We start from the raw sequence: 12,128 nt of genomic DNA, 5'->3' as shown, positions 1-12,128 counted from the left end.
GCCTCCCTATCAAGCAAAGTCGAAGCGTTAACAGCTATCGTGTCTTCTAGTATGCCCTTTATGACAAAAAGCTGCATTCGCCGCGCAAGTCTCGGTCCATATTATTTGCGAGCAGCTGTAGGAAGCTCGATTTGTTTGTTGTCCTTGGATTCTTTGTATAGAACGATCGTTTTGCCGATCACTTGTACAAGCTCCGCGCCAGCTGATTTAGCAACTTCAACGCCGATTTCCTTAGGATCGTCTAGACAGTTGTTAAGAACAGAAACTTTGATAAGCTCGCGCGACTCAATCGCCTCCTCGATATGACGAACGAGGTGATCGTTAGTGCCGCCCTTTCCGACTTGGAAAATCGGTGTCAAATGATGGGCTAGAGCTCTTAAATATCGTTTTTGTTTGCCTGTAAGCATAATAAGTGTTCCTTCTTTCATCTCAATAATTCGTCTGTTTGATTGCTTCAATAAATAAGTTTAGCCTTGCAATGAAGCAAGTACCGTTTCGCGCATCGCTGTGACGGGTGCTGGCTGGCCTGTCCAATATTCAAACGCATATGCGCCCTGATAAATAAACATGCCAAGCCCGCCATGAATGCGGCAGCCGCGCAGCTCTGCTTGCTGCAAAAATTTCGTTTTCAAAGGATTGTATATTAAATCACTTGCAACCGCGCCCAGCTTCAGCCAGCTTGCATCAATTGGCGTCTCCTCCGTATGAGGGAACATGCCTACTGATGTCGTGTTAATCACGATATCGGCTTGCTCGCATGCGGTTTGCAGCTCATCATTCGAAATCGCTTCAATATCTACTTTATTTTGCAATGAATCTGCAAGCTCTTTTGCCCGGTCTACGGAACGGTTGGCCACCGTAATTCGCGCAGGATTCTCGCTTGCTAGAGCATAAATGATGCCGCGGGCTGCGCCGCCCGCGCCGATAACGACGATTCGTTTCCCGGCAAGCTCACGCTCCGCTTCTTCCTTCAACGAACGCACATAACCAATGCCATCGGTGTTATATCCGATTAGACGGCCAGCGTCGTTGACAATCGTGTTAACCGCGCCAATCGCCTGCGCGCTTGCATCGATCTCATCAAGCACGGACATAATGTCCAGCTTATGGGGGATCGTAACATTGACACCGCGAATGCCCATTGCACGAACACCAGCGGCAATATCTCCGATACGATCGCTCGTAACATGAAAAGCAGTGTATACACCGTTAATTCCCGTTTCCCGAAAGGCACGGTTCATCATAATAGGTGATTTCGAATGCCTTATCGGATCGCCGATGACGCCGAACAGAAGAGTATTGCTGTCAATCTGGTTTCCTGCGCCCATAGTCGTCACAGTGAATTCCCCTTCCAAGTGACATGTGTTTAGATCATCGAGTCGCGAAGCATGACCTTAACGCCCTTCGGCGCATAAATGTCAATCACAGCTCCACCAGTACCGTTCACTTGTATCCAGCCAAGACCGGATATAAATACATCCTTATTCAAGCCGCGCTTAACGCGCAGTGAATGCCTTGTCCAAGCCGGAATCGTTTCTAGTTCTTCAAGCGATGGTCCTCCGAGCAATTGCCCACGGTGATCTGCATACAACTCATCCGCCCGCTCCAGCTTCGTACGATGCATGTTGAGCGCATTTGAAACATAGAACGTAAAGGATTGGCGATCACCCTCAACAAAATCGAATCGAACAAGGCTGCCAATAAACAGCGATTGACCCGAGTTCAATTGATAGACGAGCGGTTTAATTGGCTTGTCCGGCAATAGTGAGCCTAGGAAGCTCCGCGGTACAACCTCTGTCATACGTGTCGTATAGACGATACCTGGGGTATCAATAATCGCTTTCCCATCCTCAAGCGGAATATTAACGGCATCAAGCGTTGTTCCCGGATAACGAGAAGTAGTCAGCTCACGTTCCATGTCACTGTAATCTCGAATTAGACGATTAATCAAGGTTGATTTGCCGACATTCGTCGCGCCAACCACATAGACATCTCGGCCATTCCGGTACTGCTCAAGCGCTTCAATAACCCGCTCGAAGCCCATATTCCGCTTCGCGCTGCATAGGACCACATCGACTGTGCGCAGTCCCTCTTCTTTTGCTTGCTTCTGAACCCAATTCCGAAGTCGATTGACGTTCATCGCTTTCGGCAGCAAATCAATTTTGTTCACGACAAGCAGCACTGGATTGTTTCCGACAAAACGCTGCAAGCCCGAAATCAAACTTCCTTCAAAATCGTACAGATCGACAATATGCACAACGAGGCTATCCGTATTTCCGATGCTGCCAAGCAGCTTTAAGAAGTCATCCTGATCAACCGCTACGGATGAAGCTTCATTATAATTGCGAATTCGGAAGCATCGCTGGCAAATAACCGGTTCGCGACCGACAGCCGCCTCCGGCAAATAACCTGGCAAATCAGAACTTTTAATCTGAAGCGCCACTCCACAGCCCGCACATGATCCATATGCCTGACTAAGTTGTTGTTCCATCACTTTGTTTCCCCCTCATACCATAACCCTTTTTTCCTTAAACGCACTAACGCTATTCGTTCAATACGACGATTCACTCGTGTCATTATACCTTCATCAGCAGGAGCGATTGGCGTGACAAGGATGGTGTATAACCCCATACGGTTACCCCCAAGCACATCCGTCAGCATCTGATCTCCGATTACGACGGTTTCCTCAGGTGCAAGGCGGAGTACACTAAGCGCTCTCTTGAACGATTTGCCAGCTGGCTTGCGAGCAGCATGAATATATGGAATATTCAGCGGCGCAGCAAACTTCCCGACGCGTGTCTCGTTGTTATTGGATACGATAACAACCTGAAAGCCCCGAGAACGTACGTAATCAAGCCACTGCACAAGCTCAGGCGTAGCTAACGCCTCCTTGGCACCGACAAGCGTATTATCCAAATCCGTAATGATGCCGCGAACGCCTCTTGCATGCAGCTCATCTAAGTTAATTTCATATACTGTATTGACGCGCATATGCGGCAACAGCCGTTCAAACATAATGGATATCCCTCTGCTTTCTGCTTGCTATCTTACGAAACTATACCATACAAACTAAATTTGTTGCAAAAAAATACCGCTACCAATTTCTCTGGCGAGCGGTATTTGTTCGTATGTTATCTTAATTGATCAATGAGTGAGCGTACTTTAACGACGAAACGATCCGCTTCTTCAGATGACGCCATAACGGGGCTGTATTTCGCTTGCTCAAACCCATTCAGTACAATTTTAAAATCTTCACGCAACCGCTTCTGATTTTGCGACCAGCGCAATACGGCCTCGCGCAGCGTCTCATGGTCTTCGCGCTCCATTCCACGCTTTTTGCAAATGCGCAGCAGCTTTTGCGTCTCAAGCACGATTCGATCATTTGTTGTGTATGATCCATGGCGGAGCTTTCTCCAAGAAAAGATAAGCTTGTCACGACGAATAATGAGCCATGCAATTGCAGCAACGATGAGTAGTGATATGGAGCTCCATAACCAAACCTGCGAGCTTGATGAGCCTTCTGTATCTCCTGCTGCTGCAGCATCGTTATCGCTTAGTTCCAGATCTGGCAAAGCAGCAACCTCTTCTTCAGGCAGCGTATACGGGAATGAGAAACCCGCTGTTGCTTCGAACGGTATCCAGCCAGTACCTTCAAAATAAATTTCTACCCAAGAATGAGCATCTGAATTTCGAACGGTGTAGGTGCCTGCTCCGCTTGGATTTACTTCTTCCTCCCTATAACCGCCTGGAGGGCCGAAGTCACTAGCTGGAAGCGCACCAGGAGCAAATCCTTTAACCCATCTCGTCGGAAGGCCTAAGCTACGCGCCATAACGGCCATTGAAGTGGAAAAATAATCGCAATAGCCTTCTTTTAGCTCGAACAGAAATTGATCAACGAAATCGCTGGTAGATCCTGTGAGCTTCGATTCATCGGGCAAATTATTATAGTTGTAATTGAGCCTTAAATACGACTCCAACAATCTAGCTTTATCATAATCATTAGCTGCTCCAGCGGTGACCTGCTCTGCAAGCTGTTTGACTCGATCCGGCAATGATTCAGGCAATTGCAAGTAAAATGAATGGCGTGAAGCCTCTCCCTTATCTGACCAGCCAGCTTTGGATGTCCTCAGCAGCGCTTCATCTAAAACAGGTACTGACGACGTAACCGAATACGTTTGCGGGTATTTGCGGTTTTGCATGGACCAGTTCAGCAGCCGCAGCTCGCCTGAGCTAGGCTCCCATCTCAAGCTGGTTGGAATAGCTGCCTCTTCATTTTCAATCCAATTGATCTTCGAAAGTGGTGCAGCAGCAAAAAGAACCGGATAAACATCCTTTCGAATCATTGTAACAATCTGATTGACTTGCTTAACCCCAGCTTTTGGCGGATCATCTAATGAAGGGAATACTTCTCCCTTTACAACTGAAATATTTTCTTCGCCAGCAAGCCTGGGACTTACATCAATCCATCCGTCACCCGTGTAAAAAGCTTTGGACTCCCCGCGCCAGTAGCTGCGATGCGAGGTCGTGACGGTCATCATCGGTGAATAATCAAATTCAAATCCACCACCAAGCTTATCGTCGCTTCGACTATATCCGGAGCTCGCATTGCCTGATCGGTTCGGCGATATCACATCTGTGCCCTTATCGCCTAAAAACACCTGAACCCTCTCCCCTTTAGCTTCCTTCCAGATCGTATAAGGATCCTGAAGAATAGGAGCAATTGAGGGCATATTCAATCCTACAATCATGAGAATAGATAAAACGAGTGCAATCGGCACCATTAATCGCAGCGGATACTCGATTAGCTCTTTCCAGCTATTCGGATGCTCGCGCTTCAGCCTCGACAAGTGGCCAGCGACCATCCAGAGCAAACCAATAAAGACGACCATCCCTACTTCATCCCACAGCCAGATCGGCGTAAAGGAATCTGCGATGGTTAACACCAAAATGCTTACGCCTACAAATCCGAACATTCGAACTCTTGTGATCGTCCATATTCCAAACAGCACGTAGAGCATAAGCATCGCCCCACTTATCCATATAAATGGATTAAGCTGAACGAGATGTACCTGCAGCCACCACAGCCACTCTTGCCAGCCCTGTGGACTTGCAACAATCCATTCCATTCTTGCCCATTGCGTTGTAATAAAAATAGCTGCCATTACTTGAAAAAGAAGCTTCAGAAATTTCCAGCGGGGAGGAAGCAATATATCAATTGCTGCCGCCGCAAATAAAGTGTAGTAGGCAATGGCGTACGTTTCGTCCCACCAATAACCTTCAAATATTGTAATTACATTCGCTAAAATAATGGCAATAAATATAGATCTCAGCTTCTCAAACCAGTTCGTCGTTAAATACACACCAATTGATTTCATCATTTGCTTCATGCAATTCCGCTCCCTTCCAATACCGTTGGGAGCTCTTGCAGCTGACGAACTTCAAATACAGGCCAGCCGCGTTCGCGCAATACACGTTTCCAAGAAGTATTATGGCTTAATAAATCAACCGACGAGGAGATATGAATCAAGCAAGGGGTAATTCCTTTGCGTGAGAGCCACTCCATGCTTCGAATGACATCCGCGCCAGTCTCAGGAGTAATGAGGACTGCAAAACTTCCGGCTTCAATCGTAGAATCAGCTTGCTGAAGCGACGGATACAAAGGCCTCGCTGCATTTGCATCTACAAAGGTTAAATGCCTCATCACCATATTTCGTTGATCAATGCCTGATTTGGGTGTAACGAATGTCATGGAGTCTCCAATGGAGAGCAGCCCCATTGCCGTATCACTTTTGAGACCGTTCTCGAGCAATGAAGCTGCAACGGATACGGCTAATTCGAAGCGAGTCGCGAGTTCACCTTTGTAGCTGCTTGAATGTCGATCAAGGATGACTAGCGTACGCGGCAATGACTCACGCTCGAAAGCTTTCGATTTCCACTCGCCCGTCTTCGCCGTCGCATTCCAATGGACACGTGACAAACGGTCTCCGTATAAATATTCACGAACGCCGTTAATTTGTGTCGTTTCCTTCGCTGAGCGTGACGCGATGGCATGAGAGTAAGGACCGCGAATCCCGCGCTGAATGCCATTCCACTGCCTAAGCGGAACTGTCTGAGGCAGCACATTAAGCACCGTCTCTGATCCGAATTTCCCTGAATGCTCGAACAAACCGAAAACATCATAAGACAAGCACTCTGTATGAGTAAATCGGTACTCGCCGCGCTGCAGCGGAGGCGTTTGATACACGACATGGCCCGCACGCTTCCAATTCGGCACGAAGGAAGTCTCGAATGCCAGCCTTTGTCCATTATGACGATGCAGCTGATCTCTAACAATGACGTATGGAAGCGGATAATAGCCAGGTATTTTCATGGAAAGGCTTACTTCTAGCGTGCTGCCTGCTGATAAAGATTGATCGATTGTTGTTGCTCCAGGCATCGCATACACTCTGCTGCCCGTCACCTTGTTAATTCCGCTCCACCTGCCAAGCACTAAATAAATAATTAATAAATTCAAAATCATGAAGAGCATCATCGCGGTTTTGCCGCCTTGAAATAAAAAGTAGAACAGACTGGTCAAATAAATGACTGCGACAAGCTGCATCCGCAGCTTCGAAGATTTGGCCGCTGTCATACGACTAACGCTCTAGCCGAACCGGTACTTTCGTGGACTGAATCACCTGCTCGATGATATCCTCCGCTTTAAGACCGTTCATTCTAGCTTCCATTCTCAGAAGAAGTCTGTGCGAAAGCACGTATGGAGCAAGTTCCTTCACATCATCAGGCGTTACAAACTGTCTCTGCTGAATATAAGCGCTCGCTTTAGCCGCTCTTGCCAGCGCTAGCGCTGCACGAGGACTTGCACCGAGCATTACATTCGCGTTTTCTCTCGTTCCTCTTATTAATGAAACTAAATATTTGCCTACGGCGTCATCAATATGCACCTTAAGCGCTTGGTCCTGAATTTGGATCATATCGGATATATTAATCATTTGCTGAATGCGATCAGATGGATGTATTCCTTCATTAGAGAGCACCATTTGCTGCTCATCTGTTTCACTTGGATACCCGAGCGACAGCTTCATCATGAACCGGTCCAGCTGCGCCTCCGGAAGCGTATAAGTGCCTTCAAATTCAATTGGATTTTGGGTAGCGAGCAAAACGAACGGACGAGGCAGCTCATATGTATCGCCATCAACCGTTACATGTCCTTCTTCCATCGCCTCAAGCAGTGCAGATTGTGTCTTCGTTGTTGCGCGATTGATTTCATCGGCTAGCAATATATTGGCCATAATTGGACCCGGACGAAATAAAAAGGTTTCTTGTTTGGGATGGTAAATGGAAACGCCTGTTATGTCAGTTGGCAGCAAGTCGGGATTGCATTGTATCCGGCGGAACTGGCCGCCTATTGACTTTGCCAACGCTTTCACTAATTGTGTTTTGCCCGTGCCTGGCACGTCTTCAAGCAGAACATGTCCACCTGCAACGACGGCAATTAACAATCTTTGGATCTCTTCCTGTTTGCCGAGGATACAAGATTCTAAGTTTCGGAGAATAGTAGAACATAATTGCATGTCTGCAGGACGAATATCCATTTCATAACCTCCCGAAATAACGCATGAGTTAGTATTCAATACTACTATTTTACAGTACTTCCTTTACAGTACACAAATTTTTTCGCTACAAAAAAAATTGGAAGATCCCACAGGACCCTCCAACTTAAGTGCATAAATGGTTATCCTTTTGGCCTGACGACAAGTGCTGCCAAGAAGGAAAATATAATCGCTGCCGAAATGCCGGCACTAGTTACTTTAAAGATACCCGATATAACGCCAATCCAGCCTTGCGTATGCAATTCGGTTAATGCGCCGTGTACGAGGGCATTACCAAAGCTTGTTATCGGAACCGTAGCTCCCGCTCCAGCAAACTTGACGAGCGGTTCATATAAGTCAAAACCATCAACGATAGCGCCAATGACCACTAAGGTCGACATCGTATGGGCAGGAGTCAGCTTAAGAACATCAAACATCAGCTGACCGATCACACAAATTCCTCCACCAACTAAAAAAGCCCACAAAAAGATCATATATGCTTGCTCCCTCCTGCGCTAATGGCAACAGCATGTGCTATACATGGAATACTCTCGCCTTGCTGGAACGAGAGCGGCGATAATAATGCGCCCGTCGCCACGACTAAAATTCGGTTTAATTCGCCTTTCTTGATTCGTTTGAGCAGATGTCCGTAAGTAACGACGGCTGAACAACCACATCCGCTGCCCCCTGCCTGTACCTTCTGCTTCTGAACGTCATATACCATAAGGCCGCAATCGCCAAACACTGTTTCGTTCATCGGAACGCCGTTTTTCATAAGCAATTCCTTTGCAATGGGATGCCCTACTCCAGCCAAATCACCCGTTACAATTAAATCATAATCACGAGGAGATCGGCCTGTATCGTTAAAATGGGCTTGTATCGTATCTACAGCCGCGGGTGCCATTGCAGCTCCCATATTAAATGGATCTGTGATGCCAAGATCTATGACTTTTCCGATGGTTGCACATTCCACGACTGGGCCGTCACCTTCTGCAGCGACAACAGCTGCGCCAGAGCCCGTAACCGTAAATTGTGCGGTAGGCGGCTTCTGTGAGCCATATTCCGTTGGATAACGGAATTGCTTCTCAGCCGTGCAATTGTGACTGCAAGTGCCTGCCAGCACATGAGTGGCTGAGCCTGAATTCACGAAGAGCGATGCAAGCGCCAATGATTCCATCGAGGTGGAGCATGCGCCAAATACGCCAATGTACGGTACTCCTAGTGATCGAGCAGCAAAGCTATTGCTAATAATTTGATTCATGAGATCTCCGCCGACAAAAAACTGTAGCTGGTCGCGTTCGATGCCGGCATTTTGAATCGCAAACTCCGAGGCTTGCTCCAGCAGCAGCCGCTCTGCCTTCTCCCAGCTTTTTTGCTGCATGTCTAGCTCAGGATGGACGAGATCAAAATCGGCTGCAAGCGGACCATCTCCCTCATCAGGACCGACCACGGTCGCTTCGCCGATTATTACCGGGCGTTTCTCAAACCACCATGATTGTTTCCCTCGCAGCATATTACTGACCCCCAGTTCCGAGAATAAGATGAGCGATACCTACGAAGAAAGCTGCGACTGTACCGAAAACAATAACTGAACCAGCCAGCTTAAACATATTGCCGCCAACCCCGAGCACAAGACCCTCGCTCCGATGCTCCAAAGCGGCCGAACACATGGAATTGGCAAATCCGGTTACAGGCACTGCTGAGCCAGCACCAGCCCACTGCGCAATTTTATCGTACACGCCTAGGCTCGTTAAAATAACGGATATCAAAATAAGCGTTGCAACGGTTGGATTGCTTGCCGCTTCTTCGCTCATTCCCATCAAATGGACATAAAGCTCCTGTATAACCTGTCCAAATACACATACTGCCCCGCCGAAAACGAATGCTTTCAAACAATTTCCAAGTACAGATCGAGGCGGCTCCATCGTTTTTGCGAACGATTGATATTCTTTTGGTGACATGGACATTTTTTTGTAATGACTTTTGCTTTTGGTCGCCACAAAACCATCCTCCTTTTCCGCTACGGTTTTTCTCTATGCCTGAAGCTAAAGTTCCGTAACCGCTTTGCTTTCTTCTGGTTCATTATTTGTAATAGCAGGTTGCAATATTCCAACACAAACAAAAACGCCATCAATGTCCTCTGAATGCTGCATCAGCTTTGACGGAGATATACAAGATAATCTGGAGCAAATAATATTCTTTCTTACATTAAAAAAAGGATTGCCCCCGACTAATGATTTAGTCGCAGGCAACCCTTTATTTAAAGAAATATGGCTAATAACAAAAGAACGAGTAAAACATACATTATGAGCACGAGCAAGCTCAATAAATGACGTTGCCGCTTCGTAGACAAAAGTGCAGCTCCCCTCACACCGGGCTTTTATCAACAGCATATGCCAAACACCCAGCTGCGGAGCTTATCCGGGGCGATTTCAATAACGATTTCAATAGGCAAATGTTTTATTGTTCAATAATCATAACGCCTTTAGCAGATAAGCTGTAAGTGCCGCTGACAATCTCACCCGTGAGAAGCTCTGTTCGCTGCTGAGCGCCAAGCTGAAGCTCGGAAGGCTCAGAGTTATGGTTCAAAATAAAAGTAAAGGATTTCCCATCTTTATTTCTGCGTGTTACTTCGACCCCTGTATGTACGGACAAGATTGGCTCAATCCCTTTGTCCTTGCATAGGTTCGTGAGCAGCGACTGCAGAAACTCTTTATCAGGACTGGAAGCTATATACCAAGCTTCCCCGCTGCCAAATTTATTAACGGTAACCGCTGGCATGCCTTTATAGAAATCTGAGCCGTACTCAGCAATAACCTCAGCACCTTCAGAATGGATCAAATCACATAGCAGACTGCATGTATAGGTGCCGCTGAGAGCCCCATCAACTTTTTTCATCACCATTTGGTTGTGTTGGCCTGGCAGCAGCGCGTCGATCTCCTCCGCCCAAATGCCAAGAACCTTGCGCAGCTTGCCTGGATAGCCGCCCGTAGTTACGAGATCATTCTCATTAACGATGCCGCTGAAAAAAGTCGTAATGAAGGTGCCCCCGCGCTCCACGAACGCTTCAACCTTCTCCGCAAAACCCGGTTTAATCATATACATAACCGGTGCAATGACGAGATCATATTGCTCGAAATTTTCTTCAATGCTGATCATATCGGTTTGAACATTCAATTCAAACAAGGCATCGTAATACTTATGAACCTCGTCCACGTATTTTAAAGCTACGCTTGGACCGCTGGATAGCTCAACTGCCCAGCGGTTTTCCCAGTCAAATACGATGGCTGCCTTTGCATCAATTCGCGAATCAAGCAGCTTATCCGAAAGCTTCGTCAGTTCATGGCCAAGCTCCGCGCACTCACGAAACACGCGCGTATGCTCATGGCCCACATGCTCAATGACAGCGCCATGATATTTCTCGCATGCTCCGATCGAGCGGCGCAGCTGGAAGAACATGACGGTATCCGCGCCATGCGCTACTGCCTGATAGCTCCAAAGCCGCATGACGCCAGGGCGCTTCAAAGCGTTGTAGGCTTGCCAGTTCTGCTGGCTCGGCGTTTGCTCCATCAGCATAAAGGGCTGTCCACTTTTCAAACCGCGCATAAGCGAGTGCGTCATTGCTGTATAACTTACGGGAGTGTCGATCGACGGGTAATTGTCCCACGAGATGACATCCAAATGTTTTGCCCACTTGAAATAATCAAGCTCAGGGTAAGTACCCATCATATTTGTCGTAATTTGAATGTTGGGCGAGTGCTTGCGAATTTCTTCGTGTTCAATTAAATAACAATCAAGCAGAGCATCCGATTGAAATCTGCGATAATCAAGCGATATGCTTTGGAAGTTGGTTCGATTGCCGCCCCATTCCTCGCTAAGCGCATTAGGCGGTTCAATTTCATCCCAGTCATAAAAAGTATGGCCCCAGAAATTTGTATACCAAACCTTATTCAATTGTTCAATCGTGTGATAACGCTTTTGCAGCCATATTCGGAAAGCGTCGGCGCAGTTATCGCAATAACAGTAGCCGCCATATTCATTCGAAATATGCCAAGCGACAATCGCAGGGTGATCCTTATAACGCTCAGCCAGCTTCCCAGCGATGCGTCCCGAATGCTGCCGGTAGGTTTGGCTGCTCGGACAGGAATTGTGGCGTCCTCCAAATTTACGTTTGCGGCCCTCATATTCGACACGAGTGACATCCGGATATCTCTTCGCCATCCATGCCGGATGAGCCCCCGTACTTGTAGCAAGGCAAACAGCGATTTGGTCGCCATGAAGTCTGTCAATTATGTTATCCAGCTCAGTGAAATCATAGGTTTCTTCACTTGGTTGAATCCGCGCCCAAGAAAAAACGTTAACCGTTGCAACATCAATGTTCGCAAGCTTGAACATGCGAAGATCCTCTGTCATCGTCTCATCATCCCACTGCTCCGGATTGTAATCTCCGCCGTACCATATTTTCGGAAGTTTCTCGTTTATCATTTTTATTTCAATCTCCCTTCAGTTTATGTTAATTAACAGCAAGGGAGAGAGCTC

General features: G+C 47.2%; 12 protein-coding genes. All 12 read right to left on the bottom strand.

The window, feature by feature from the left end; translation table 11 throughout:
- Positions 1–101: 101 nt before the first annotated feature.
- Positions 102–407, bottom strand: a complete 306-nt coding sequence (gene yhbY / locus AC1DM9_RS10950; protein ID WP_076270069.1) for a ribosome assembly RNA-binding protein YhbY — start codon at positions 405–407, stop codon at positions 102–104.
- Between the two features lie 60 nt (positions 408–467).
- Complete coding sequence (gene aroE, locus AC1DM9_RS10945; RefSeq protein ID WP_477580153.1) at positions 468–1,328, bottom strand: shikimate dehydrogenase; 861 nt, start codon at positions 1,326–1,328, stop codon at positions 468–470.
- Positions 1,329–1,366: 38 nt separating this feature from the next.
- Positions 1,367–2,491, bottom strand: coding sequence for a ribosome biogenesis GTPase YqeH (gene yqeH / locus AC1DM9_RS10940; protein ID WP_477580151.1), 1,125 nt, complete (start codon positions 2,489–2,491; stop codon positions 1,367–1,369).
- Complete coding sequence (locus tag AC1DM9_RS10935; RefSeq protein WP_076270071.1) at positions 2,491–3,015, bottom strand: YqeG family HAD IIIA-type phosphatase; 525 nt, start codon at positions 3,013–3,015, stop codon at positions 2,491–2,493. The genes yqeH and AC1DM9_RS10935 overlap by 1 nt, the downstream gene beginning before the upstream one ends.
- Before the next feature lie 116 nt (positions 3,016–3,131).
- Positions 3,132–5,387 (bottom strand): transglutaminase domain-containing protein, encoded by a 2,256-nt coding sequence (locus AC1DM9_RS10930; protein WP_477511207.1) that lies wholly within the window; start codon positions 5,385–5,387, stop codon positions 3,132–3,134.
- A complete protein-coding gene (locus tag AC1DM9_RS10925) occupies positions 5,384–6,631 on the bottom strand; it encodes a DUF58 domain-containing protein (RefSeq protein ID WP_339208542.1) in 1,248 nt (415 codons plus the stop codon). Before AC1DM9_RS10925 ends, AC1DM9_RS10930 begins: the two co-directional genes overlap by 4 nt.
- Positions 6,632–6,635: 4 nt before the next feature.
- Positions 6,636–7,592 carry an AAA family ATPase gene (locus tag AC1DM9_RS10920; protein WP_076270074.1) on the bottom strand — a complete coding sequence of 319 codons (957 nt, stop codon included), beginning with the start codon at positions 7,590–7,592 and terminating at the stop codon, positions 6,636–6,638.
- A gap of 140 nt (positions 7,593–7,732) precedes the next feature.
- Entirely contained in the window at positions 7,733–8,083 is a 351-nt protein-coding gene (gene spoVAE / locus AC1DM9_RS10915) for a stage V sporulation protein AE (protein WP_076270075.1), read from the bottom strand.
- Positions 8,080–9,102: a stage V sporulation protein AD gene (gene spoVAD, locus AC1DM9_RS10910; RefSeq protein WP_076270076.1), complete on the bottom strand. Its 1,023-nt coding sequence runs from the start codon at positions 9,100–9,102 to the stop codon at positions 8,080–8,082. Before spoVAD ends, spoVAE begins: the two co-directional genes overlap by 4 nt.
- 1 nt (position 9,103) lies before the next feature.
- A complete protein-coding gene (gene spoVAC / locus AC1DM9_RS10905; protein ID WP_076270077.1) occupies positions 9,104–9,589 on the bottom strand; it encodes a stage V sporulation protein AC in 486 nt (161 codons plus the stop codon).
- Positions 9,590–9,634: 45 nt separating this feature from the next.
- Positions 9,635–9,982 (bottom strand): hypothetical protein, encoded by a 348-nt coding sequence (locus tag AC1DM9_RS10900; RefSeq protein WP_477579950.1) that lies wholly within the window; start codon positions 9,980–9,982, stop codon positions 9,635–9,637.
- A gap of 67 nt (positions 9,983–10,049) precedes the next feature.
- Entirely contained in the window at positions 10,050–12,074 is a 2,025-nt protein-coding gene (locus AC1DM9_RS10895) for a beta-galactosidase (protein ID WP_477579949.1), read from the bottom strand.
- Between the last annotated feature and the right edge of the window lie 54 nt (positions 12,075–12,128).

The sequence above is a fragment of the Paenibacillus sp. 01T431 genome (assembly GCF_056398625.1).
The sequence above is the reverse complement of the archived record's forward strand: the minus strand, read 5'-3'. Positions and strand labels throughout refer to the sequence as shown.